Origin of the sequence: Pseudomonas sp. A014 (genome assembly GCF_052378495.1) — a bacterium.
Taxonomy (GTDB): Bacteria; Pseudomonadota; Gammaproteobacteria; order Pseudomonadales; family Pseudomonadaceae; genus Aquipseudomonas; species Aquipseudomonas machongensis.
The window spans coordinates 4,503,363-4,526,173 of sequence record NZ_CP199001.1 but is presented as its reverse complement, the minus strand read 5'-3'; the positions used below and the strand labels follow the sequence as shown (position 1 = coordinate 4,526,173).

Annotated in this window: 21 protein-coding genes, 1 tRNA gene and 2 pseudogenes; 15 read left to right on the top strand and 9 right to left on the bottom strand. The window is 63.0% G+C overall.

Annotated features, from left to right (window positions below):
* The first annotated feature begins 46 nt into the window (after positions 1 to 46).
* Positions 47 to 871, top strand: coding sequence for an IclR family transcriptional regulator (locus tag ACTYOL_RS21000; protein ID WP_063545865.1), 825 nt, complete (start codon positions 47 to 49; stop codon positions 869 to 871).
* 18 nt (positions 872 to 889) lie between these two features.
* On the opposite strand, the pseudogene ACTYOL_RS20995 reads toward ACTYOL_RS21000, so the two are convergent.
* The 3 genes and pseudogenes from ACTYOL_RS20995 to ACTYOL_RS20985 all read right to left on the bottom strand — a co-directional run.
* Positions 890 to 1,402, bottom strand: a pseudogene (locus ACTYOL_RS20995) (methyl-accepting chemotaxis protein); the annotation flags it as partial.
* Between the two features lie 345 nt (positions 1,403 to 1,747).
* Positions 1,748 to 2,797, bottom strand: a pseudogene (locus tag ACTYOL_RS20990) (PDC sensor domain-containing protein); the annotation flags it as partial.
* 284 nt (positions 2,798 to 3,081) lie between these two features.
* Positions 3,082 to 4,434: an APC family permease gene (locus tag ACTYOL_RS20985; protein ID WP_444757015.1), complete on the bottom strand. Its 1,353-nt coding sequence runs from the start codon at positions 4,432 to 4,434 to the stop codon at positions 3,082 to 3,084.
* Between the two features lie 595 nt (positions 4,435 to 5,029).
* Between ACTYOL_RS20985 and ACTYOL_RS20980 the strand changes: the two genes are divergently transcribed.
* Together ACTYOL_RS20980 and nadA are read left to right on the top strand one after the other, a co-directional pair.
* Positions 5,030 to 6,538, top strand: a complete 1,509-nt coding sequence (locus ACTYOL_RS20980; protein ID WP_444757014.1) for a YdgA family protein — start codon at positions 5,030 to 5,032, stop codon at positions 6,536 to 6,538.
* 261 nt (positions 6,539 to 6,799) lie between these two features.
* Complete coding sequence (gene nadA / locus ACTYOL_RS20975; protein WP_200602993.1) at positions 6,800 to 7,858, top strand: quinolinate synthase NadA; 1,059 nt, start codon at positions 6,800 to 6,802, stop codon at positions 7,856 to 7,858.
* Positions 7,859 to 7,952: 94 nt separating this feature from the next.
* Here nadA and ACTYOL_RS20970 read toward each other — a convergent pair whose 3' ends face one another.
* Positions 7,953 to 9,386: a M48 family metalloprotease gene (locus ACTYOL_RS20970; protein ID WP_444757013.1), complete on the bottom strand. Its 1,434-nt coding sequence runs from the start codon at positions 9,384 to 9,386 to the stop codon at positions 7,953 to 7,955.
* A gap of 120 nt (positions 9,387 to 9,506) precedes the next feature.
* Between ACTYOL_RS20970 and ACTYOL_RS20965 the strand changes: the two genes are divergently transcribed.
* Both ACTYOL_RS20965 and ACTYOL_RS20960 read left to right on the top strand, forming a co-directional pair.
* Positions 9,507 to 9,746, top strand: coding sequence for a sulfurtransferase TusA family protein (locus tag ACTYOL_RS20965; RefSeq protein WP_054890970.1), 240 nt, complete (start codon positions 9,507 to 9,509; stop codon positions 9,744 to 9,746).
* Between the two features lie 23 nt (positions 9,747 to 9,769).
* Entirely contained in the window at positions 9,770 to 10,840 is a 1,071-nt protein-coding gene (locus ACTYOL_RS20960; protein ID WP_054890969.1) for an AI-2E family transporter, read from the top strand.
* Between the two features lie 68 nt (positions 10,841 to 10,908).
* Here ACTYOL_RS20960 and ACTYOL_RS20955 read toward each other — a convergent pair whose 3' ends face one another.
* Together ACTYOL_RS20955 and ACTYOL_RS20950 are read right to left on the bottom strand one after the other, a co-directional pair.
* Complete coding sequence (locus ACTYOL_RS20955; RefSeq protein WP_054890968.1) at positions 10,909 to 11,382, bottom strand: peroxiredoxin; 474 nt, start codon at positions 11,380 to 11,382, stop codon at positions 10,909 to 10,911.
* A gap of 9 nt (positions 11,383 to 11,391) precedes the next feature.
* Positions 11,392 to 11,949 (bottom strand): glycine cleavage system protein R, encoded by a 558-nt coding sequence (locus ACTYOL_RS20950; protein ID WP_054890967.1) that lies wholly within the window; start codon positions 11,947 to 11,949, stop codon positions 11,392 to 11,394.
* 260 nt (positions 11,950 to 12,209) lie between these two features.
* Between ACTYOL_RS20950 and dapA the strand changes: the two genes are divergently transcribed.
* The 7 genes from dapA (at position 12,210) to ACTYOL_RS20915 (ending at position 16,927) form a co-directional block, all read left to right on the top strand.
* Entirely contained in the window at positions 12,210 to 13,097 is an 888-nt protein-coding gene (dapA, locus tag ACTYOL_RS20945) for a 4-hydroxy-tetrahydrodipicolinate synthase (protein ID WP_054890966.1), read from the top strand.
* 17 nt (positions 13,098 to 13,114) lie between these two features.
* Positions 13,115 to 14,230: an outer membrane protein assembly factor BamC gene (gene bamC, locus ACTYOL_RS20940; protein WP_065862225.1), complete on the top strand. Its 1,116-nt coding sequence runs from the start codon at positions 13,115 to 13,117 to the stop codon at positions 14,228 to 14,230.
* Positions 14,231 to 14,989 carry an MBL fold metallo-hydrolase gene (locus ACTYOL_RS20935; protein ID WP_153773364.1) on the top strand — a complete coding sequence of 253 codons (759 nt, stop codon included), beginning with the start codon at positions 14,231 to 14,233 and terminating at the stop codon, positions 14,987 to 14,989.
* A 29-nt stretch (positions 14,990 to 15,018) separates the two neighbouring features.
* Entirely contained in the window at positions 15,019 to 15,729 is a 711-nt protein-coding gene (gene purC / locus ACTYOL_RS20930) for a phosphoribosylaminoimidazolesuccinocarboxamide synthase (RefSeq protein ID WP_063545856.1), read from the top strand.
* Between the two features lie 91 nt (positions 15,730 to 15,820).
* Positions 15,821 to 15,910, top strand: a tRNA-Ser gene (locus ACTYOL_RS20925).
* A 433-nt stretch (positions 15,911 to 16,343) separates the two neighbouring features.
* Positions 16,344 to 16,661 (top strand): hypothetical protein, encoded by a 318-nt coding sequence (locus ACTYOL_RS20920; RefSeq protein ID WP_197890640.1) that lies wholly within the window; start codon positions 16,344 to 16,346, stop codon positions 16,659 to 16,661.
* Entirely contained in the window at positions 16,658 to 16,927 is a 270-nt protein-coding gene (locus ACTYOL_RS20915) for a DUF3077 domain-containing protein (protein WP_151925059.1), read from the top strand. Before ACTYOL_RS20920 ends, ACTYOL_RS20915 begins: the two co-directional genes overlap by 4 nt.
* A gap of 97 nt (positions 16,928 to 17,024) precedes the next feature.
* On the opposite strand, the gene ACTYOL_RS20910 is transcribed toward ACTYOL_RS20915, so the two are convergent.
* From ACTYOL_RS20910 to choX, 3 genes are all read right to left on the bottom strand, one after another.
* Positions 17,025 to 18,317 carry an MFS transporter gene (locus ACTYOL_RS20910; protein WP_063545855.1) on the bottom strand — a complete coding sequence of 431 codons (1,293 nt, stop codon included), beginning with the start codon at positions 18,315 to 18,317 and terminating at the stop codon, positions 17,025 to 17,027.
* Between the two features lie 157 nt (positions 18,318 to 18,474).
* Positions 18,475 to 19,395: an alpha/beta hydrolase gene (locus ACTYOL_RS20905; protein ID WP_444757012.1), complete on the bottom strand. Its 921-nt coding sequence runs from the start codon at positions 19,393 to 19,395 to the stop codon at positions 18,475 to 18,477.
* On the bottom strand, positions 19,395 to 20,330 hold the full coding sequence (gene choX, locus ACTYOL_RS20900) for a choline ABC transporter substrate-binding protein (RefSeq protein ID WP_151925058.1): 936 nt from the start codon (positions 20,328 to 20,330) through the stop codon (positions 19,395 to 19,397). The genes ACTYOL_RS20905 and choX overlap by 1 nt, the downstream gene beginning before the upstream one ends.
* 322 nt (positions 20,331 to 20,652) lie before the next feature.
* On the opposite strand from choX, the gene hda reads away from it, so the two are divergent.
* The 3 genes from hda (at position 20,653) to ACTYOL_RS20885 (ending at position 22,796) form a co-directional block, all read left to right on the top strand.
* Positions 20,653 to 21,357, top strand: a complete 705-nt coding sequence (gene hda, locus ACTYOL_RS20895) for a DnaA regulatory inactivator Hda (RefSeq protein ID WP_054890953.1) — start codon at positions 20,653 to 20,655, stop codon at positions 21,355 to 21,357.
* A 125-nt stretch (positions 21,358 to 21,482) separates the two neighbouring features.
* Positions 21,483 to 22,124, top strand: coding sequence for a C40 family peptidase (locus ACTYOL_RS20890; protein ID WP_153772796.1), 642 nt, complete (start codon positions 21,483 to 21,485; stop codon positions 22,122 to 22,124).
* A gap of 135 nt (positions 22,125 to 22,259) precedes the next feature.
* Positions 22,260 to 22,796: a C40 family peptidase gene (locus tag ACTYOL_RS20885; RefSeq protein ID WP_054890951.1), complete on the top strand. Its 537-nt coding sequence runs from the start codon at positions 22,260 to 22,262 to the stop codon at positions 22,794 to 22,796.
* Positions 22,797 to 22,811 lie beyond the last annotated feature (15 nt).

Here is a 22,811-nt window from a genome sequence, read left to right as displayed (position 1 = left end):
TTCAGTTTTATTCGTTCAGTGAAATTCAGATAAGGAAAATCACAAATTGAATTCCGATAAACGAAATCAGGAAGAGCCAGGCGTCAGTGTGGTCTCGCGTTTGTTCGCGGTGTTGAGGGTGTTGGGCGAGGCGCCGGTGGAGGGCATGCGGGTGATCGAGCTGGCCGAGCAGGTGGGCCTGTCCCAGCCAACCGTGCACCGGCTGGTGCGCAGCCTGGTGGATGAAGGCATGGTCGAGCAGGAGGCGCGCAGCAAGCGTTATCGCCTGAGCCTGGCGTTCTTTGCCCTGGCGGCGCGGGCAGGCAACAGCGGTAACCTGCGCGATCTGGTGCGACCCAGCTTGCTGCGCCTGTCGGCTTCGCTGGGTGACTCGCTGTTTCTGCTGGCGCGCAGCGGCTTCGATGCAGTGTGTCTGGATCGCAGCGAAGGGCCGTATCCGATCCGTACCTTCACCGGCGATATCGGTGGGCGTGTGGCGCTGGGCGTGGGGCAGGGGAGCCTGGCGATCCTGGCGTTCCTGCCGGAGGAGGAGCGCGAGGCGGTGATTCGCAACAACCTGCCGCGGCTACGGGATTTCCATCTGTACGACGAGGTGTTCCTGCGCGCGGAGGTGGAGAACGTGCGGCGCCAGGGGTATGCCGCGCGCAACACCGGCGTGTTGCCAGGCATGGCCGGGCTGGCGGTGCCGATCCTCGATGGCAATGGCCATGCCGTGGCGGCGTTGAGCGTGGCGACCATCAGCGACCGGCTGGGGCCGGAGCGCCTGCCGATGGTGGTCGAGTTGCTCAAGCGCGAAACGGCGGCGATCGGGCCGAGGATCAATCCGTTCGACCCGACCTTGCGCCATCCTTCGCGGGTGTTCGGTGAGTGAACACCGCAGTACCGCCGATCAGGTCCTGAACTGCTCCATCAGTGCCTGCTGCTGATTGGCCAGGCGGTTCAGCGCCTGGCTGATCCGCGCCGACTCTTCGGCCTGCCCTGACAACGACTCGGTCACATCACGAATACCTGCGACGTTGCGGTTCACCTCCTCGGCCACCGCGCTCTGTTCCTCGGCAGCCGACGCGATCTGCAGGTTCATGTCGCTGATCACCGCCACCGCCTCGCCGATCCGTTGCAGGGCCGGGAGCGCCTGGTCCATGCGCTGGGCATTGTCCTGGGCCTGGCGTTGGCCGGCCTGCATGGCATCGACCACATCCCGCGTGCCTTGCTGCAAGCCTTCGATCACCACGCGGATCTCCTCCACCGACACCTGGGTGCGCTGGGCCAGGTTGCGCACCTCGTCGGCGACCACGGCAAAACCGCGCCCGGCTTCGCCTGCACGGGCGGCCTCGATGGCGGCGTTGAGCGCCAGCAGGTTGGTCTGCTCGGCGATGGCGCGGATCACCTCCAGTACAGAGCCGATCTGCTCGCTGCGCCCGGCCAGCGAACGGGCTTCGTCCATGGCCGCATCCATGCCCGCGGCCAGGTTGGCGATGGTCTGGCGGGTGCTGGCGATCAGTTGCAGGCCCTCCTGGCTGGCCTGGTCGGCACCCCGCGCCGCCTCGGCAGCCTGCGAAGCGTTGTGGGCGACATCCTGCGCCGTGGTGCTCATCTCGTTGGCGGCGGTGGCCACCTGCTCGATCTCGCGATGTTGCAACTGCATGCCGGCACTGGTCTGGCTGGCGATGGCGGCCGACTGGTCAGCCGTGCCGCGTGCTTCGTGCAGCGACGCCTTGACCTGGGCGATTACCGGCTGGAGCTTGTCGAGGAAGCGGTTGAACCAGCCTGTCAGTTGGCCCAGTTCGTCGTCGCGGGCGTAGTCCAGGCGACGGGTCAGATCGCCCTCGCCGCTGGCGATATCGCGCAAGCGTTCGGCCACGGCAAGGATCGGCCGTGTTACGCCGCGCGCGGTCAGCCACACCAGCAGCAGGCCAAACACGGCGGCGACCAGGCCGATCAGCAGGCTGCTGAGGTTTGCCTGCTGGTTGTGTGCGTCCAGGCGCTGGTTGAGCGCCACGGCAGGGGCGCGCAGCACCGCTTCCGGCACTTCCAGCAGCACCTGCCATGGCGCGGCGTCGGGGATCGGTGCGAACGGGTGGGCAACGCGCAGCATCCCGCCTTCCTGGCGCTCGACCGGCTGGCCGGCACGCATCGGTGCCAGCAGTTCGCGTACCGCCTCACCCAGCGCCTGCTCCAGGGGCTTGCTCAACTGGCTGGCGTCCTGGCTGTGTCCGGCCAGCAGGCCGACGGGGCTGACGATGCTGACCTGGCCCTGGCCTTCGAACAGCTCCTGGCGCCCGGCCAGGCTCAGTTGCTGCAGGTTGTCCAGGCCAATGTCCAGGCCAAGCACGCCGATCACCTTGCCGTTTTCCAGCAATGGCAGCGCGATGCTGGTCATCAGTACCTGACGGCCGTTGACTTCGTCGAAGTACGGGTCGAGCACACAGGCCTTGGCCGTTTCCAGCGGGCAGGTCAGCCAGCGGTTGTAGGCTGAGCCGTTGGCGCCAACGCTGGTGTCGGCCAGCATCGATTCGGGCATCGCTTCGGAGGCGACCTCGCCGGAGTCTGCGCGTGACCAGTACAGCGAGAAGCGCCCTTGCTCGTTGCTGCCCAACTCGGCCTGCCCCCTGAAACGCGCGTCCTGATGCTCCAGAGCGTCCGGTTGAAATACCAGGTAGAGGCCGATCAGGTCGGGGTTGCCTGCCAGCGCGGCACCGGCTTCCTTGACCAGGTCGCTGCGCAATTGGTCACCGCCGCGTGCCCTGAGCACCTGCACCAGGCGGGCGAAACCGTTGCCGTACTGATAGGCGTCCATGAAATAGCGCTGGATGCGCAGCGACTGGGTCTCGGCGTGGGCCTGCAGGCGTAGCCGTGCGCTCTGGTCGAGCAACTCGGTGTTGGCAGTGAACACCTGTTCGGCGCTGCGCCGGGATTGGATCAGCGAAGTGGCTACCAGCAAGGCGACCACCGCCAGCAGACACAGGCCGGCAAGCAGGGTGATTTTCCACTGGATGGAGAGACGGCGCAGCGACATGGAGCGTTTCCTTCTCGATCAAGACAACGCCCGCGTTCAGGCGCGGGCGTTGTCGGCAGGATGGGTCATTCGGCCACGTAGCTTGGCGGGGCGACGCGGAACGCCTTGGTCAGCCAGGCCAGGTACAGCACGCCGCACAAGGCCCAGGCGCCGCCGAACGCCAGCGAGTGCTCGTCCAGGTCGATCCACAGTACGGCGATGATGCAAAAGCCTATCGTCGGCAGCACCAGATGCTTGAGGTTGTTGGTCAGGCCCTTGTTGCGCCGCTCGCGAACATAGCAATGGTTGATGACCGACAGGTTGACGAAGCTGAAGGCCATCAGTGCGCCGAAGTTGATCACCGAGGTGGCGGTCACGAGGTCGAAGAAGATCGCCGACAGGGCGACCACACCCACCACCACGATGTTCAGCACCGGTGTGCGATAGCGCGGGTGCAGACGGGCGAACAGGCGGGCCGGGATCACTTTGTCGCGGCCCATCACGAACAGCAGGCGGGACACGCTCGCCTGGGACGCCAGGCCCGAGGCGATGGTGTTGATCACCGTGCAGGCGATGAATACCGACTGGAACAGCTTGCCACCGACGTACAGGGCGATTTCCGGCAGGGCGGCTTCATGATCCTGGAAGCGGTCCATGGTCGGAAAGTACGCCTGGATGAAGAACGACATGACGATGAACATCACGCCGCCGATCAGGGCGATCAGGAAGATCGCGCGCGGGATGGTGCGCGCCGGGTCGCGGGTTTCTTCTGACAGGCAGGTGACGGCGTCGAAGCCCAGGAACGAGAAGCACAGGATGGTTGCGCCGGCGACCAGTGCACTGAACTGCGTCTGTTCATCGGCGAACGGCATCAACGTCCAGGCCGTGCCCAGCCCTTCGCCCTGGTGCAGGCCGCGCACGCAGAGGTAGACGAACACGGCCATGATCGCGATCTGCACCGCCACGAACAGGGTATTGAAGTTGGCCACCAGGTTGATGCTGCGCATGTTGACCAGGCTGATCAGGGTGACGAAGGCCACCACCCACACCCATGCCGGCACCTCGGGGAACATCGCCGACAGGTACAGCTTGGCCAACAGGGCGTTGACCATCGGCAGCAACAGGTAGTCGAGCAGCGACGACCAGCCGACCAGGAAACCTATGTGCGGGTTGATCGCACGTTGCGTGTAGGTGTAGGCCGATCCCGACTCCGGGAAACGCCGCACCAGCGTGCCGTAGCTCACGGCGGTGAACAGGATGCCCAGCAGGGCCAGGATGTAGGCGCTGGGCACGTGACCGGCGGTGATGCCGGAGACGATGCCGAAGGTATCGAAGACGGTCATTGGCGCGATGTACGCCAGGCCGATGATCACAACCTGCCAGAGGCGCAGGGACTTGCGAAACTGCTCGTGACGGCTGGCAGGGTGCTCAGGCTGCATGCTGGCACTCCCGGCGATGACGGGACGAGGCGGGCGACGGGCACGGCAAGGTCGGGCGGATGAGCTCCATGTTGTTCACCTTTTATAGCGGAGCGAAGGTTCGCGCGTGGGCGCGGGAGTCAGTACGGGCGAGGCCGGCGAAACGGCGGCGCCTGGGGGCAGGGGTGGACAGGCATGATGGCGGCGCGGTCTTTTTTTTGGTGTGTAGGGCGCGGAGCAAGGTGGGGAAAATAAAAGACGATTGGACGGTTGGGTGTCAAGTTAAACATGACAGAGTGATAGATTTTCAGGTTTTTATCGGCTTTTTATCCACTCTTAAACCCTGTTATATGATTTTTACAGTAAAAACCAGATTTTTGTGTTCGTAAAATTTTACGATCTTTGTAGTGGGTCATGCCTCTTGTAGCGGTTTGATCAGTGAGGACAGATGTGCTCTGTGCAGCTGTCACCTGTCGGCAGTTGTAGGACGCGTCGCAAGTGCAGGAAAATCTCCCGGGCGAACACCGCGGCCGGCAAGCGACAGTGCTACGCTTGGCACCCCCGGTCGCGTGCTTCGCGCCACCATCAGCCCTATGGACAGCAATCGGTTCTATTCATGAAGAAATCAGTAGGCATCCTTTCCGGCCTGGCCGTCGCCATCGCCGTCGTCACCACTGTCGGCGCCTGGTACACCGGCAAACAGCTGCCGACGGAACTGGAGCAGTCCATCGCCCGCGGCAACGCGGAGTTGCAGAAGGCGCTGGTCGGTACGGGTGGCACCATGACCATCGAGTTGGTCTCGCTTGACCAGCACCTGTTCACCAGCGACGCGCAGTACCGGCTCAAGGCCAACGACCTGCGCCTCGGCGAGGGTGAGCCGGTGAGCTTCGAGGTCGGTGTGATCGACCATATCGAGCATGGCCCTTTCCCTTGGTCGCGGGTCAAGGCGCTCAAGCTGCTGCCGGTGATGGCGGTCAGCAACAGCCAGTTGCAGAAGGATGACGGCACCGCATCGTGGTTTGCCGCTGCAGGCGACACGTCGCCGGTGGTTGGCCAGGTCAGCCTGGGCTATGGCGGTGGCGTCGAGAGCGACATCCGGCTGGCGCCGGTGAAGCTGGACGAAGGTGATGGCAATGTCCTCGACTTCGCGGGCATGCAACTGGTGCTCAAAGGGGATCGTGAAGGCAAGGCGGTGGAAATCCACGGCAATGCCGAGCGCCTGGACATGACCCTGGTCGGTGATGATCACCCGCCGGTCAAGTTGCAGTTCAACGGCTTCAAGATTGGTGGCGAGCTGACCAGTACCGGCCACGACATGATCTATGTCGGCCACCTGAACCTGCTGCTGGCCGATCTGCAAGCCACGCTCGGACCGAAGCAGGACGTGCTGGTGCTCAAGGGGCTGGAGCAGAACAGCCTGTACAGCGCCGAGGGCCAGGACAAGCTGGGTGGGCGCCTGGAGTACAAGGTGTCCGACATCACCTACGCCGGTCGCGCAGTGGGCAGCGGGCAGATGGTGCTGAGCATGAAGTCGGTGAACATGCCGGCCACTCAGGCACTGCTGGAGTGGTACCAGACCAAGGCGCCCGAGCTGCAGGAGGCCGCTGCCCGCGGCGAGACGGTGCCGTCGCTGAACATGAGCCCCGAGGAGACCGCCAAGGTCCAGGGCGACCTGCAGAAATTGCTGGCCGACAAACCGCAACTGGCGGTGGAAGACCTGTCGTTCAAGACGGCCAATGGCCAGAGCCACTTCAACCTGTCGCTGGACTTCGCCAATCCGACCTCCTTCGACCTGCCGCCGGACCAGTTCGCCAAGCAGCTGATCACGCGCCTGCAGGGCAAGCTGTCGGTGTCCAAGCCAATGGTCGTGGATCTGGTGACGTTGCAAGCGTTGCTCGATGGCCAGAATGATCCTCAGGCCATTGCCCAGCAAGCCGGTCAGGCAGGCAACATGTTCGGCGTGATGGCGCTGCAGAGTGGGATGGCGCTGGAAGAGGGCAGCGATATCGTGTCGAAGCTGAACTATGCCGATGGGATGGTCGACTTCAACGGCAAGAAGATGACTGTCGAAGAGTTTGCCATGCTGATGAGCATGCACCTGGCAGCCTTGTCGCCGCAGGGCTGACGATTCCCGAGAGGGCTTCGCGGGTAAGCCCGTTCCTGCAGTGTCAATGCACCTGTGGGGACGGGTTCCTCCGTGAACGCCTCATCCCTTTCAAAAACCCTTTTGCATTCCCCCGATTGCCTGTAGCCTTCGCCGTCCGATAATAATCCGTGCCCGCAGATGGGCCGCGATGGCCCGCCACTGCCGGCCATCCGGCACCGTTAGCCGATCTGCCAGGGCCGGGTGGTACACTCGACTGACGCGCACGCAGGTCCAGCGATCATGACCCAGATTTCCGAACGTCTCCTGGTTCAAGCCCACCTTGACGCCAAGCAGCCCCATCCGCTGACGCCCGCGCAGGAGGCCGATTACCGTGCGGCCATCGCTGCCGAGCTCAAGGCACAGAACGCGGTTCTGGTTGCCCACTTCTACTGCGATCCGGTGATCCAGGCCCTGGCCGAGGAGACCGGTGGTTGCGTTTCCGACTCCCTCGAAATGGCCCGCTTCGGCAAGAACCATCCGGCTGACACCGTGGTGGTCGCTGGTGTGCGTTTCATGGGCGAGACCGCGAAGATCCTTACCCCGGAAAAGCGCATCCTGATGCCGACCCTGGAAGCTACCTGCTCCCTTGACCTGGGCTGCCCGGTAGAGGAGTTCTCGGCGTTCTGCGACCAGCACCCGGAGCGTACCGTGGTGGTTTATGCCAACACCTCGGCGGCGGTAAAGGCGCGTGCCGACTGGGTGGTGACTTCCAGCTGCGCGCTGGAGATCGTCGAGACCCTGATGGATAACGGCGAGACCATCATCTGGGGCCCGGACCAGCACCTGGGCCGTTACATCCAGAAGAAAACCGGCGCCGACATGTTGCTGTGGGATGGTGCCTGCATCGTTCACGAAGAGTTCAAGTCGCGCCAGTTGGCCGACATGAAGGCGTTGTATCCGGATGCCGCGATCCTGGTGCACCCGGAGTCGCCGGAGTCGGTGATCGAACTGGCCGATGCCGTGGGTTCGACCAGCCAGCTGATCAAGGCTGCGCAGACGCTGCCCAACAAGACCTTCATCGTCGCCACCGACCGCGGCATCTTCTACAAGATGCAGCAGCTGTGTCCGGACAAGGTGTTCGTCGAAGCGCCGACCGCCGGCAATGGCGCCGCCTGCCGCAGTTGCGCGCACTGCCCGTGGATGGCGATGAACACGCTGGAGCGCACGCTGGATTGCCTGCGCAAGGGCAGCAATGAAATCTTCGTCGAGCCGGCGCTGATTCCGCGGGCGATCAAGCCACTGAACCGGATGCTGGACTTTACCCAGGCGGCGCGTCTCAAGCTCTCCGGCAACGCCTGACTCCAGACCGCCGCTCCCTCAGTGAGTGATGCCCTCGCTCGCTGTGGGAGCGGGCTCGTCCCGCGATTGGGGCGCGTAGCGGCCCCTGTCCATATCAGCGCATCATGTCCTTGACCATCCGCTGCTGTTCCATGATCTCCCGCTGGCGCTGGTCGATCTGCGACGCCAGTGGGAAGTTGCTTCCCGCCCGGCGCTTGGCGTAGTCCAACTGCTGGATCGCCTGGTCGAAATCACCCACCAGCGTGAAGTACTCAGCTCGTGCCCGGTGCAGGCCAATCGTGTTGCCCGACAGGCCGCGCACCTCGGCCACCTCATACCAGACATCCGGATCGTCTGGCCGGTTTTTCACCAGGTCATCCAGCACCTTTTCCGCCTCGGCCGGCTTGCTCTGCTTGACCAGCAGGTCGGAGCTCACCTGCTTGAGCGGGTAGTTGCCCGGATACAGCCCCTGCATGCGGGTGACTCGCTGCTGGGCATCGGCCAGGCGATTGTTGGTGATGTCCAGGTCGATCTGCGCCAGGTTGTAGGTGATGTCGTTGGGCGCCTTGGCCAACAGCGGCTTGAGGTTTTCCCGTGCCTCGTTCAACTGGCCACCCTTGATCTGCGCCAGGGCCAGGCCGTAGCGGGCCGCGTCAATGTTGGGGTTTTCGTCGAGCTGGGCACGGAAACGCTTGGCGGCAAGGCCAGGTGTGCCTTCATAGGTGAGGGCAACACGGGCACGGATCAGTTGGTAGCGCAGGCTGTCCTCGACACCGCCCTTGGGCGCCTGTTCTGCGCGGTTGCGGGTGTCGGCGATACGCGATTCGGTGACCGGGTGGGTCAGCAGGAATTCCGGTGGCTTGGCGTCATAGCGATACTGGCGGGCCAGGCGCTCGAACATGCTCGGCATGTTGCGCGGGTCGTAGCCGGCCTTTTCCAGGTTGAGGATGCCGATGCGGTCGGCCTCCTGCTCGTTCTGCCGCGAGAAACGTCGTTGCTCCTGCAGGGCCGCGGCCTGGGTGCCGGCGATCACGCCGATCCCGGCATCGCCACCGCCGCCGGCGGCCAGTACGATACCGGCCAGCAGCGCCGCCATCATCGGCAGTTGCATACGCTGCTGGGCCTCGACACCGCGAGCGAAGTGGCGCTGCGACAAGTGCGCCAGTTCGTGGGCCAGCACCGAGGCGTACTCGCCTTCGGTCTGAGCGTTGAGGAACAGGCCGCCGTTGACCCCGACGATGCCGCCGGGCGCGGCGAAGGCGTTGAGTTCGCGGCTGTCGATCAGGATGAATTCCAGGCGTCGGTCCTGCAACTGGCTGGTTTCGGCCAGTTTGTACACGCTGGTCTCGACGTAGTCCTTGAGCTGCGGGTCGTTGAGCTGGTTGACCTGGCCGCGCAGCAGGCTCAGCCAGGCACGGCCCAGGTCGTGCTCCTGTTTCGGCGAGACGATCGCAGAGCTGGCATCCCCCAGCGACGGCAGGTCGTCGGCGTGGCCAGGAAGGGCCATCAGGCAGGCCAGCGTCAGCAGGGTGGGGCGCAGTAGATTCATGCACGAAGCTCGCGTCGATCAAAAACCCTTACTGTAGCCCGCTCGCACCTTGGCGACCAGTGGCGGTATCCTACCGACATCGTCTGCAACACCTTGTTGCGCCCGCCATGGAGACCCCTGATGATCGACACCCCGACCTGCGATGCTGAGCTCGATGCCAGCGGGCTGAACTGCCCACTGCCGCTGCTCAAGGCGAAAATGGAGCTCAATCGCCTGGCCAGCGGCGCGGTCCTCAAAGTGGTGGCCACCGATGCCGGCTCGCAGCGTGACTTTCGCACTTTTGCCCAGCTTGCCGGTCATACGCTGCTTCGCGAAACGGCCGAGTCAGGGATCTACACCTATTGGCTGCGCAAGGCCTGAGTCTTCTTTCCCAAGGATCGTCAATGTTCAAAGTGCTTCGCGACTGGATGCAGCGCTACTTTTCCGATGAGGAAGCGGTGGTGCTGGCGGTCCTGCTGTTCCTGGGCTTCACCGTGGTACTCACGCTCGGTGGCATGCTCGCGCCGGTGCTGGCGGGTATGGTCCTGGCGTTTCTCATGCAGGGGCTGGTCAACGCTCTGGAGCGCTTCAAGGTGCCGACGCGCATGGCGGTGTGGCTGGTGTTCGCCCTCTTCATGGGGGCGCTCGGAGTGTTCCTGGTGGTGCTGGTGCCGCTGCTGTGGCACCAGTTGATCACACTGTTCAACGAGTTGCCGGGCATGCTTGGTAAATGGCAATCGCTGTTGTTGCTGCTGCCCGAGCGCTATCCGCACCTGGTTTCGGACGAGCAGGTGCTGCGCGCTATCGAGTCGGTGCGCGGTGAAATCGGCAAGTTCGGCCAGTGGGCGCTGACGTTCTCGCTCTCCAGCCTGCCGCTGCTGGTCAACGCGATGATCTACCTGGTGCTGGTGCCGATCCTGGTGTTCTTCTTCCTCAAGGACCGCGAGATGATCGCCCGTTGGGTCAGCGGCTACCTCCCGCGTGAGCGCAGGTTGCTGACTCGCGTGGGCGACGAGATGAATCGGCAGATCGCCAACTACATCCGCGGCAAGGGCATCGAGATCCTGATTTGCGGGATCGCCACCTATATCGCTTTCATCAGCCTGGGGCTCAACTACGCGGCCCTGCTGGCGCTGCTGGTGGGGTTGTCGGTGGTGGTGCCCTACGTGGGGGCGGTGGTGGTGACCGTGCCTGTGACCCTGATCGCGCTGTTCCAGTGGGGCTGGGGTGATCAGTTCATCTATCTGATGGCGGTGTACGCGATCATCCAGGCGCTGGATGGCAACGTGTTGGTGCCGCTGCTGTTCTCGGAGGCGGTAAGCCTGCACCCGGTGGCAATCATCTGCGCGGTGCTGCTGTTCGGTGGGCTGTGGGGGTTCTGGGGGATCTTCTTCGCCATTCCCCTGGCGACGCTGTTCAAGGCGGTGCTCGATGCCTGGCCGAGGCAGGAGCCTACGGTGGCGCCACTACTGTAGGGGCGTAGCGTTCTTTTCGCGGGCAAGTCGGAACGCCGAACTTGCCCGCGACGCAATTCAAGGCGATATCAGGCCTTGTTCAGGGCCTGCGCTGCCGCCAGCACCGCATCCACATGCCCGGGCACCTTCACCCCGCGCCATTCCTGGCGCAGCACACCGTCCTTGTCGATCAGGAAGGTGCTGCGGTCCACGCCCAGGTATTCCTTGCCATACAGCTTCTTCAGCTTGATCACGTCGAACAGCTGGCACAGCGCCTCGTCCTTGTCGCTGATCAGCTCGAAGGTGAAGCCCTGCTTGGCCTTGAAGTTCTCGTGCGACTTGATGCCGTCACGCGAGACGCCCAGCACCACGGTGTTGGCAGCCTTGAAGGCTTCGTGCTGGTCACGGAAACCCTGGCCCTGGGTGGTGCAGCCCGGCGTGCTGTCCTTCGGGTAGAAGTACAGCACCACCTGCTGGCCCTTGAGCGCAGACAGGCTGATGGTCTGGCCGCTGGTGGCCTGGGCCTGGAAGTCGGCAACGGGTTGGTCGATGGCAACGGCCATGGGAGCTCCTTAGACAGGGTTCTGTGGGCGCCAGGGTTCGATCAGGGCGTCTAGGTTCAGGGCGTCGGCGAAATCCAGGAACTGGTCGCGCAGCCAGCTGATCTGGGTGCCGGCCGGCAGGATCACGGTGAACTGGGCGTTGAGCATGCTGCTGCCGGTCTGCGGGGCGAGGTAGGTGTCGCAGGTCATCCCGTCGAGCTCGACGCGGTGGTCGAGGAAGAACTGGCACAGCTCGTTGATGATGTCCGGGCGATAGGCGGCGCTGACGTAGGCCACGTAGGGCAGGGCCTGTGGGCGAACCTCCTGCTCGGCGCTGCGCACCACATCGAGGGTCAGGCCGTGCTTCTTGCCAAGGCCGGGCAGGGTGGTCTCAAGACGGGCCAGGGCATCCCAGCTGCCACCGACCTGCAATACCAGGGCGCTGGTTTCGCCGTGGCGCGACAGGCGCGAGGTGACCACCGCGCAGCGGTTTTCGAAGGCCGCGCGGCTGAGGACGTTGGCAAGCTCCATGGGATTGGGGCCCAGGGCACTGATGACGAGGAATTGTTCGCGGGGGGCGGTGGACATGCAGCATTCCTAAAGCGATGAGCGGTCGGCGAAGGACGAGAGCTAGCCTCCCTGTCACCCGCATTCGCAGCCCTCTGGAGGGTGACGAAGTACTGGCGTGGAGCACTGTCGACGGCCCGGCGGGCCGCACTGCGCCGATCAAAGAATCAAGGGTAGCGAAAAGCGAGGCCGAGGGGAATGCTCCGCCCGCCAGCTTCGCTTGTGCAAGGTCGATGGCGCCAGTACCATTACCGCTCTCTTTTTCCGGCAGGAGCAGTTTCATGATCGCGGGCAGTATGGTGGCATTGGTCACACCCATGGATGCACAAGGGCGTCTGGATTGGGACAGCCTCGATAAACTGGTCGACTTCCACCTGGAAAAGGGCACCCACGCGATCGTAGCGGTCGGCACCACTGGCGAATCCGCCACGCTTGACGTCGAAGAGCACATCCTGGTGATCAAGCACGTGGTCGAGCGCGTCAAGCGCAGCGCCCGCCGCATCCCCGTGATCGCCGGCACCGGCGCCAACTCCACCGCCGAAGCCGTGCACCTGACGCAGAACGCCAAGAACGCCGGCGCCGACGCCTGCCTGCTGGTGGTGCCGTACTACAACAAGCCGACGCAAGAAGGCCTGTACCAGCATTTCAAGCACATCGCCGAAGCCGTCGACATCCCGCAGATCCTCTATAACGTGCCCGGCCGCACCTCCTGCGACATGCAGGCCGAGACCGTGATCCGCCTGTCGAAGGTCAAGAACATCATCGGCATCAAGGAAGCCACCGGCGACCTGGCCCGTGCCAAGGCCATCATCGAGGGCGTCGACAGCGACTTCATCGTCATGTCCGGCGACGACCCGACGGCCGTCGAGCTGATCCTGATGGGCGGCAAGGGCAACATTTCCGTCACTGCCAACGTCGCCCCGCGCGAAATGGCCGATCTGTGCGAGGCCGCCCTTGAGGGCAATGCCGAGAAGGCCCGCGCGATCAACGAAAAACTCATGCCGCTGCACAAAGACCTGTTCTGCGAAGCCAACCCGATCCCTGTGAAGTGGGCGCTGGTGGAAATGGGCCTGATGCACAAGGGCATTCGCCTGCCGCTGACCTGGCTGAGCGAAGGCTGTCACGAAAAAGTCCGTACTGCCTTGCGCCAGTCCGGCGTACTGGTTTAATCGAGGAAGTACACCGCATGAAGCGACTGGCTGGTCTTTCCGCGCTCGCCCTGATCATCTCCAGCACCAGCGGGTGCGGCTGGCTGTGGGGCGAGGATGGCTATTTCCGCGACCGCGGCAGCGATTACCTGCAGGCGCACCCGACTGCGCCGATGCAACTGCCGCCGGACGCCGCCAACGTCAAGCGTCTGGATCCGCTGCTGCCGATCCCGCGCAATGTGGCCGACGACAACGCCACCGGCGAGTTCGAAGTGCCGCGTCCGCAGCCGCTGTCGGCCAGCGCCGACGTCAGCGATTTCACCCTGCAGCGCAGCGGTGCCAACCGTTGGGTGCTGGCCCAGCGCTCTCCGGCCGAAGTCTGGCCGGTCGCGCGCCAGTACTTTGAAGACAATGGTTTCCGCATTGCCGAAGAGCGTCCGCAGACGGGTGAGTTCAACACCACCTGGCAGCGCTTCGATGAGCTGTCTGCCTCGCTCGGCCAGCGCCTGGCCAGCACCTCCAGCAGCCCGGACAGCGAAGTGCGCGTCCGTGTGCGCATGGAGCCCGGCGTGCAGCGCAATACCTCCGAGGTGTACGTGGTCAGCGTCGAGCGTCCGGCCGGCAGCACCGCCGAGCCTGGCTTCCCGAGCACGTCGAGCAACACCGGTGTCGACGCATTGCTGGTCGACGAGCTGCTGGCCAGCATGAACCGCAGCGCCGAGAAGGGCGGTTCGGTGTCGCTGCTCGCGGCGCGTGACTTCGATGCCCCGAGCCAGGTCAGCCTGAGCGAAGACGGCAGCGGCAACCCGGTGCTGTTCCTGGGCTCGGACCTGGACCGCGCCTGGTCTGGCGTAGGCCGCGCCCTGGAGCAGGGCGAATGGCGTGTCGAGGACATCAACCGCAGCCTGGGCCTGTACTACATCAACCTGTCCGAGAAACCCGAGGACAAGCAGAACGAGCCGGGCTTCTTCAGCCGCCTGTTCGGCAGCGCGCCGAGCAAGGAAGAGCGTGAAGCACGTGCCGAGCGCTACCAGGTTCGCTTGAGCAAGGTGGGCGAGTCGGTCCAGGTTACCGTCGAGAAGAACATCAACACCGTGGCCCCGGCCGATGTGGCCCGCCGCGTGCTGAGCGCGATCCAGGACCGTCTGGGCTAAGTGCGCTTCGCGGTACTGGGAAGCGGTAGCCAGGGAAATGGCACGCTGATCGCCAGTGACGATACCTTCGTCCTGGTCGATTGCGGGTTCTCCCTGCGCGAGACCGAGCGGCGCCTGGCGCTGCTCGGGGTATCGGCAGCACAACTGAGCGCCGTGCTGGTGACCCACGAACATGCCGACCACGTGCATGGCGTCGGGTTGCTGTCGCGGCGCTACAATGTACCGGTCTACCTCAGCCAAGGGACCTTGCGCGGCATGCGCAAGCCGGTGGAGGTCGCCGGTTTTCTCGGTTGTGGGGACGTACTGGACATCGGCAGCCTGCAGGTCAGTGCTGCGCGGGTCGAGCACGATGCGCTCGAACCCCTGCAATACGTGATCAGTGACGGGCGCCGGCGTTTCGGCATGCTCACAGACCTGGGCAGCTACGATACGTACCTGCTGGAGCGTTACCAGGGCCTCGACGCGTTGCTGATCGAGGCCAATCACTGCCGTGACCTGCTCGCACGCGGGCACTACCCGTACTTTCTCAAGCAGCGGGTCGGCGGCAGCCAAGGACATCTGAACAACCACCAGGCTGCCAACCTGGTGGCCGAGCTGGGCTGGAAGCACCTGCAACACCTGGTGCTGGCCCACCTCAGCAGCAAGAACAACCTGCCACAACTGGCCCGTCAGTGCTTCGTCGACACCTTGGGGTGCGATCCGGACTGGCTCCAGGTGGCGAATCAGGAACATGGGCTCGACTGGCGCGAAATCGCCTAGCCCAACCACTCAAGCAAGCGGAGCCCATCATGGAAAAACGCGACGAACTCTACCGCGGCAAGGCCAAATCGGTTTACAAGACCGACGACGCCGACCGCTTGATCCTGCTGTTCCGTAACGACACCTCGGCGTTCGACGGCAAGCGCATCGAGCAGCTGGACCGCAAGGGCATGGTCAACAACAAGTTCAACGCCTTCATCATGCAGAAGCTCGAAGAGGCCGGCGTGCCGACCCAGTTCGACAAGCTGCTGGGCGACAACGAGTGCCTGGTCAAGAAGCTGGACATGATCCCGGTCGAGTGCGTCGTGCGTAACTACGCGGCCGGCAGCCTGGTCAAGCGCCTGGGCGTCGAGGAAGGCATTCAGCTGACCCCTTCGACCTTTGAGCTGTTCCTGAAGAACGACGAGAAGGGCGACCCCTTCATCAACGAATCCCACGTTGTCGCGTTCGGCTGGGGCACCGCCGAGCAGTTGGTCGAGATGAAGAAGCTGTCGCTGAAGGTCAACGAAGTGCTGAGCAAGCTGTTCGATGACGCTGGCCTGCTGCTGGTCGACTTCAAGCTGGAGTTCGGCGTATTCCACGGCCAGATCGTCCTGGGCGACGAGTTCAGCCCTGATGGCTGCCGCCTGTGGGACAAGGAAACCCGCAAGAAGATGGACAAGGACCGCTTCCGCCAGGGTCTGGGCGATGTCATCGAAGCCTACGAAGAAGTCGCCAAGCGCCTGGGCGTGCCGCTGTAACCCGTACGCTCACGCAAGCGCCTGATACCACGCGAATTTTTTTCGAAAAAGATTTGCCAGAAACGAAAACGCTGGTATGATGCGCGCCACTGGAGAGATGCCGGAGTGGTCGAACGGGACGGATTCGAAATCCGTTGTACTGGCAACAGTACCTAGGGTTCAAATCCCTATCTCTCCGCCATACATGAAAAGCCCCGCTGATGAGAATCAGCGGGGCTTTTTTATGGGCACAATTTCGACGGTAGTAGGCTGAGGCTCGCGAGAGTTCGAGGCAGATATCAGTGCTTAAAATGACTCCGCCGCCTTTCCATCGAATCCTACCAATCAGCTTTTCCTTATTCCCTGTAGTCCATTTCCCAAACATACTCCCACCGCCATTCCGCCATTGCAGTGCTCCAAAACGGCCTCTAGTCTCGCCGGGTCGTTGCCAATTCAACGACCGGCTTTGACAGGCCGCTTCGATCACTGAAACACGTGCAAGCGCTATGGTGGCTGTGCGTGGGGCACCTTCGTGTGCGCCGAGTTTCAGTGTCCTCGGTCTGTCAACCCGCGCACAGCTGCCACCTTCCTGTTTGACAGCGGGTGATGGCAGCCTCAATGACACTGAGGTGAGTATGCTGAAGATTGTCCCCGATCCACCCCCGCTCGAATATCCCACCCGTTCGCTCGAATTCCTTTTAAAACAGATTGCTCAGGATCTGGGTGTTGCCTTGAGCATTGCAGACCGACGATTGCCTTGTGTTTTGGGTCAGGAGCTGGCAGCGGCCAGAGGTCTGGTCAGGATGGCTTTGACCAGGATGCCAATAGATCGCTATGGGTCTTTGCCGATAGCGGCGACCCCATCGCGGGACCAGCCCGCTCCTACAGGTTGGGCGGTGTTCCCCAAGGTTGCGGTATGGCAACAGAGCGTCAATGGAGGAGAGCATCAATGAGCGATGTTGTGCAGGCACCAGTGACGCCGGGACTCACTGCATTCAGTGCAGGGGATGGTTCGGGGCGGCCTCTCTTTCGCGTCGAGCAGGGTATTCCCTGTAAGCACGCTCGCGAGCATGCGTCGGAATTGCTCGGTAGTGTCAGGCGACTGACATTTTTGGGTGTCATGGAGAGCGACACCGACTTGGCCTGGGCAGGTTATTACCTGGCGGGTATGGCCAAAGCACTGCTGGATGATGCTGAGTTAGGAATGAACCAAGACTAAGCCGAAAGCGCGCCCGAGATTCTCGGGCGCGCTTTTTCAGTTATGCGGAGTTACCTTCCAGCGCTCTGCACAGCACTCGTAAGAACCCGTCACACCCTCAGGCAACAGCCGTGCTGCGGGCAGGCCGACGGCGATACAGCACAAGCGTTGCAGTGAACGCACACAGCGCTGCGAACATCAGCCAGTAAGCCGGGGCGGCCTTGTCTGACGTGGCATGGATCGCCCAGGTGGACACCGCCGGGGTGAAGCCGCCGAACACCGCGGTGGCGAGGCTATAAGCCAGGGAGAATCCGGCAACACGCACTTCGGTGGGCATGATTTCGGTCAGGGCCGGGATCAGTGCGCCGTTGTACACGCCATAGAGGCACGAGAACCACAGCAGCACCTCCAGCATGTGAGCGAAGCTTGGGGCCTGGGCCAGGTAGGACAGCGCAGGATATGCCGTGAGCACGGTCAGCAGGGACATCGCCGCCAGCAGCGGTTTGCGTCCCAGGCGATCGCTCAACGTGCCGCCGATCGGCAGCCACAGGAAGTTGGACACGGCGACCAGCAAGGTCACCATCAATGCGTCACTGGTATCGAGCTGCAGTACGGTTTTGCCAAAGGTCGGGGCGTACACGGTGATCATGTAGAAGGCGGTGGTGGTCATGGCCACCATCAGCATGCCCAGGATCACCACCGATGCGTTGGCGCACAGTGTCTTGAACACCTGGCTCATGGTCGGGCGATGCTCGCGTTTGGCGAACTCTTCGGTCTCCTGCAAGTTGCGGCGCAGCAGGAAGATGCACGGGACGATCAGGCAGCCCACGGCAAACGGAATCCGCCATCCCCACTGGGACAACTCCTCGGCGGACAACCACTGATTCAGGCCATAACCCAGGGCAGCGGCAACCATGATGGAGACCTGCTGGCTGGCCGATTGCCAGCTGGCGTAGAAGCCTTTGCGCCCGGGCGTGGCCATCTCTGCCAGGTAAACAGAAACACCACCGAGCTCGGCACCAGCCGAGAACCCTTGCAGCAGCCTGCCGAGCAATACCAGGGCCGGCGCCCACAGGCCGATGCTGGCATAGCCGGGCACGAACACGATCAGCAAGGTACCGCTGGCCATGATCGCCAAGGTCACGATCAGGCCTTTGCGTCTGCCGACGTCATCGATGTAGGCGCCGAGGATGATCGCCCCCAGCGGGCGCATCAGGAAGCCTGCGCCGAATACGGCGAAGGTCATCATCAATGAGGCGAACTCGTTGCTGGCAGGGAAGAACGCGGCAGCGATCTGGGTGGCGTAGAAACCGAACAGGAAGAAGTCAAACTGTTCGAGAAAATTGCCGGAGGTCACCCGGAAGACTCTTCCGGCTTTGGACGGTGCTTTGGCAGGGAGGGGGGGATTCATCACGTGCTCCAGCTATTCAGCGAATCTTTGTAAGAGGTTGTAACTAAAGATTCTTGCAGAAAGAGCATGGGTCAAAACATGAAACTTTCATTAGGTGAGCGCCTCCGTCGCGGGACGAGCCCACGCTTGCAGGTCGGGCGCTACCGTCAAGGCGGTATCACTGGAGGCTGTTCTTGAGCGCTGCAATCAGTGCCTCGTAGAGCTTCTCTACCTCGGGCAGCTCCCTGGCTCGCAGGCAGCCATGAACCAGCCCGTGGCCGGGGAAGTAATCTACTGCCACGCCGTCATCCTCCAGCCGTTGCGCATAACGCAGGCCGTCATCACGCAATGGATCAAACTCGGCCACTGCAATGAAAGCGCGCGCCAGCCCTGTGAAATCGTCGGCCAGCAGCGGTAGCGCCAACGGGCTGCGGGTAGTCGAGGGCAGGTAGGTGTTCAGGCAGGCGTGCATGTCGTCGACAGACAACAGCGGTGCATCGGCACATTCGCGTCGCGACACGCTGTCCTCGTCACCCAGCGCGGGATAGATCAGCGCCTGCATGCGCGGCTGCGGCTCATCCGCTTCACGCAGTGCCAGGCACAGGGCGGCGGCGAGATTGCCCCCGGCGCTGTCGCCGATGGCTACCAGTCGTGTGGGGTCAACCGGTACATCCAGCGCGCCATCGCGCAGGGCGCGCCAGGCGGCGAGGCTGTCGTGCAGGGCGGCGGGGAAGGGGTGTTCCGGCGCGAGTCGGTAATCCACCGCGACCACCGCCACTCCCAAGCGCGCCGTCAGTGCGGCGCAGAAGAACGCGTGCGAGTCGAGCCCACCGAGCATCCAGCCACCGCCATGCATAAATAGCAGCGCTGGCCACCCTCCTTCCGGTGCTGCTTGTGCCAGTTGGAACACGCGCAACGGCACCAGTCCCGGCATATTCAGATCTCGCACCTGCACGCCTTCCGGGCATGGCGGGGTGAAGGCTGCGGCCATGCGCGAATAGGCCGCGCGCTGGGCTGCCAGTGCAGGATCGGCCACGCCGAAGGCGCGTGTCCGTTCGATGAAGGCCTGCATGCCGGCCGAGAGAGAGTAGCGCTGCATTACTGTTGCGCGACCAATGCCGCATTGGCGGGCTTGCCGTCGAACGTGGTCACGCCCTCGAGCCAGGCCGAGACCTGCTCGGGATGCGCCTTGAGCCAGTCTCGAGCGGCATCGAGCGGCGCTTTGCGGTCGAGGATCGGCTCCATGACCTGGCTGACCCCTTCGCTGGTAAAACGCAGGTTGTGCAGCAACTTGGCGACGTTGCCGCATTGTTGCTGGTAACCGGCTGAGGTCATGATCGAGACCGTGGCCGAGCCTTCGTTGGGGCCGAAGGCATCGTCGCTGCCGGAGAGGTAGCGCATGTCGATCTGCAGGTTCATCGGATGCGGCTTCCAGCCGGCGAACACCACCCACTCGTTCTTTTGCACGGCACGCTTGACCGCCGTCAGCATGCCGGCCTCGCTGGACTCGATGCCCTTGAAACCCTTCAGGCCGAATTTGTCTTCGGCGATCATCTGTGCGGTGATGCGGTTCATGCCGCTGCCCGGTTCGATCAGGTACAGCTGGTTCTTGAGCTTGTCGCGAAACCTGGCGATGTCGGCGAAGGTCTTCAGGCCCGCGTCGTAGGCGTAGGCGGGCACGGCATAGGTGGACTGTGCATCGGCGAGGGTGGCGGGGCTGATCACGTCGATCTGCTGTTTGTCCAGGAAGGGCTTGGCCACCGATTGCATGGTTGGCTGCCAGTAACCGAGAAACACATCGAGGCGTTTTTCCGCCATGCCGGCCAGGATGATCTGCTGCGAGGCGCTGGTCTGCTTGACCTTGTAGCCCAGGCTGTCGAGCAGGGCTTCGGCGACGGCGCTGCTGGCGACGACGTCGGTCCAGTTCACCGAGCCCATGCGCACGTTCTGGCAAGCGGCGGGTTCTGCGCCCCAGCTGGCTGCGCTGATGCCCAGGAGTGCGGCGCAGGTGGCCGCCTTGATCGATCGCTGCATGACTTTTCCCCTCACGAGACGGTGATTATCGTTGTTATGTCATGACGCCCCGCGCGGCGGTGGCTGCCGTTCAGGTTATGAGCCGGGCGAGTGGAAAAATCGCACCCAGGCGACCTGCTTTTGCACCCAGGCGACTTCGAGTCTGGCACGCTAATGGGCGGGGCGCTTGGCCGAGGTGATGCTCTGATTGCTCAAAAATCACGCAACCTGTTGATTTTACTTGCGCTATTCCCTTCCCCGATTGTGCCGCCCGCGCTGCGGGTATAGACTTTGCGCACTCTTCACCAAAGGCCCCCTTTGGTCCTCGCGACCGCCAGCCAGCATGAAACCAATCCAGTTGCCCCTGGGTGTGCGCCTGCGCGATGACGCCACCTTCATCAACTACTATCCGGGCGCCAATGCCGCGGCACTGGGCTATGTCGAGCGGCTGTGCGAAGCCGACGCGGGCTGGACCGAGAGCCTCATCTATCTGTGGGGCAAGCAGGGCGCAGGGCGCACCCACCTGCTGCAGGCTGCCACCCACCGTTTCCAGCAACTGGGCGAACCCGCCGTCTACCTGCCGTTGGCGCAGTTGCTCGACCGAGGCGTGGAGTTGCTCGACCATCTGGAGCAGTACGAGCTGGTGTGCATCGACGACCTGCACGTGATTGCCGGCAAGGCCGACTGGGAAGAGGCGATGTTCCATCTGTTCAATCGCCTGCGTGACAGCGGCAGGCGTCTGCTGCTGGCGGCCTCGAGTTCGCCGCGCGAGCTGCCGATCAAGCTCGCCGACCTCAAGTCAAGGCTCACCCTGGCACTGATTTTCCAGATGCGTGGCCTGTCCGACGAAGACAAGCTGCGTGCCTTGCAATTGCGCGCCTCGCGCCGTGGCCTGCACCTGACCGATGAGGTCGGGCACTTCATTCTCACCCGTGGAACGCGCAGCATGAGTGCACTGTTCGATCTGCTCGAACGCCTCGACCAGGCCTCGCTGCAAGCCCAGCGCAAGTTGACCATTCCCTTCCTCAAGGAAACTCTCGGCTGGTAACGCTGAAAACACCGGGCCAGAGCGGCAAAACGCAAAAGTCACATTTTTTTCGATAAAATTTGCAAATAGGTCCGATAGAAGGCATAGTTTCCCCCTTCTAAAGGATTACAGACACGGTCGTGCCCATGCTCAAGCGCTTCGCACCCCTCGTGCCACTCGCACTCGTGACCCTGCTTTTTGGCTGCGCGGCCCAAGGCCCGATTTCCCAGCCCCAGGATCATCCATCGGTCACCGCGCAAACCGCGGTCAAGGCCAAGGCTTCGCATTCGTCGGTATTCGATGAAGAAGACCTCGCCACCGATGAAGACCTTCAAGCCTTCTCCAGCAATAGCAAGCCCTACCAGTTGCCCGTCCTTGCAGACAGCATTCTGGAGCGTGGCATGTCGCTGATCGGCACCCGTTATCGTTTCGGCGGTACCTCCGAGCAGTCCGGCTTCGATTGCAGCGGCTTCATCGGCTACCTGTTCCGTGAAGAGGCCGGCATGAACCTGCCGCGCTCGACCCGCGAGATGATCAACGTCGATGCCCCCAAGGTCGCACGCAACAAGCTCAAGCCGGGTGACCTGCTGTTCTTCAGCACCAACGGCCGTGGCCGTGTCAGCCATGCCGGCATCTACCTGGGTGACAACCAGTTCATCCACTCCAGCAGCCGCCGCAGCGGTGGTGTGCGCATCGATAACCTCGATGACCGCTACTGGAGCAAGACCTTCATCGAAGCCAAGCGTGCCTTGGCCATGGCGCCGACCACTACCCTGTCGCGCAACTGATATCAAAATGATGTATCCTCGCACGGCGGCGTAGCTGAAAAGCGAGCCGCCGTGCGCATTTACGAATAGCGTCTAATCTAAATCCTTAACTCTTTTTTCGGCTGCGGCCGATTGGTCTCAGACAGGTTCTGACCCATGGCGATGATGACGCGCTTCGCATTCCTTTCCCTGGTGGCACTGCTTGCCGCCTGTTCCAGCCGTGCTCCGGCACCGGCACCTGTGGCCAAGCCGCAGATCACCTTCATCGACCAACCTTCCTCGTCGCCTGTGGCTGACGATGTGTTGATCCGTGCCATCGGTCTGGTCGGCACCCCGTACCGCTGGGGCGGCAACACCCCGGATTCGGGTTTCGATTGCAGTGGCCTGATCGGTTACGTCTACCGCGGCGCGGCCAACATCAACCTGCCACGCTCGACCCGCGAGATGATCGTCATGCGTGCACCGACCGTGGACATCAATTCGCTGCAATCCGGTGACTTGGTGTTCTTCGCCACCGGCGGTGGCTCGCAGGTGAGCCATGCCGGGATCTACGTGGGGGAGGGGCGCTTCGTGCATGCGCCGTCCACCGGCGGTACGGTGCGCTTGGACTACCTGTCGAACAGCTACTGGTCCAAGGCCTACTTGCAGGCCAAGCGGGTGTTGGCGCCGGGGCATCTGGCGCAGAATCCCTGAGATTGTCGGGGCTGC

What these genes read in the sequence shown, in the direction of transcription:
- ACTYOL_RS20955 (WP_054890968.1), bottom strand. Translation starts at nt 11,382, where the DNA reads ATGGCCGTTGCCATCGACCAACCCGTTGCCGACTTCCAGGCCCAGGCC.
- ACTYOL_RS20965 (WP_054890970.1), top strand. Translation starts at nt 9,507, where the DNA reads ATGATCGACACCCCGACCTGCGATGCTGAGCTCGATGCCAGCGGGCTG.
- ACTYOL_RS20950 (WP_054890967.1), bottom strand. Translation starts at nt 11,949, where the DNA reads ATGTCCACCGCCCCCCGCGAACAATTCCTCGTCATCAGTGCCCTGGGC.
- dapA (WP_054890966.1), top strand. Translation starts at nt 12,210, where the DNA reads ATGATCGCGGGCAGTATGGTGGCATTGGTCACACCCATGGATGCACAA.
- ACTYOL_RS20915 (WP_151925059.1), top strand. Translation starts at nt 16,658, where the DNA reads ATGAGCGATGTTGTGCAGGCACCAGTGACGCCGGGACTCACTGCATTC.
- ACTYOL_RS20890 (WP_153772796.1), top strand. Translation starts at nt 21,483, where the DNA reads ATGCTCAAGCGCTTCGCACCCCTCGTGCCACTCGCACTCGTGACCCTG.
- choX (WP_151925058.1), bottom strand. Translation starts at nt 20,330, where the DNA reads ATGCAGCGATCGATCAAGGCGGCCACCTGCGCCGCACTCCTGGGCATC.
- ACTYOL_RS20970 (WP_444757013.1), bottom strand. Translation starts at nt 9,386, where the DNA reads ATGAATCTACTGCGCCCCACCCTGCTGACGCTGGCCTGCCTGATGGCC.
- ACTYOL_RS20885 (WP_054890951.1), top strand. Translation starts at nt 22,260, where the DNA reads ATGGCGATGATGACGCGCTTCGCATTCCTTTCCCTGGTGGCACTGCTT.
- hda (WP_054890953.1), top strand. Translation starts at nt 20,653, where the DNA reads ATGAAACCAATCCAGTTGCCCCTGGGTGTGCGCCTGCGCGATGACGCC.
- ACTYOL_RS20960 (WP_054890969.1), top strand. Translation starts at nt 9,770, where the DNA reads ATGTTCAAAGTGCTTCGCGACTGGATGCAGCGCTACTTTTCCGATGAG.
- ACTYOL_RS20905 (WP_444757012.1), bottom strand. Translation starts at nt 19,395, where the DNA reads ATGCAGCGCTACTCTCTCTCGGCCGGCATGCAGGCCTTCATCGAACGG.
- ACTYOL_RS20910 (WP_063545855.1), bottom strand. Translation starts at nt 18,317, where the DNA reads ATGAATCCCCCCCTCCCTGCCAAAGCACCGTCCAAAGCCGGAAGAGTC.
- ACTYOL_RS20985 (WP_444757015.1), bottom strand. Translation starts at nt 4,434, where the DNA reads ATGCAGCCTGAGCACCCTGCCAGCCGTCACGAGCAGTTTCGCAAGTCC.
- bamC (WP_065862225.1), top strand. Translation starts at nt 13,115, where the DNA reads ATGAAGCGACTGGCTGGTCTTTCCGCGCTCGCCCTGATCATCTCCAGC.
- nadA (WP_200602993.1), top strand. Translation starts at nt 6,800, where the DNA reads ATGACCCAGATTTCCGAACGTCTCCTGGTTCAAGCCCACCTTGACGCC.
- ACTYOL_RS20980 (WP_444757014.1), top strand. Translation starts at nt 5,030, where the DNA reads ATGAAGAAATCAGTAGGCATCCTTTCCGGCCTGGCCGTCGCCATCGCC.
- purC (WP_063545856.1), top strand. Translation starts at nt 15,019, where the DNA reads ATGGAAAAACGCGACGAACTCTACCGCGGCAAGGCCAAATCGGTTTAC.
- ACTYOL_RS20920 (WP_197890640.1), top strand. Translation starts at nt 16,344, where the DNA reads ATGCTGAAGATTGTCCCCGATCCACCCCCGCTCGAATATCCCACCCGT.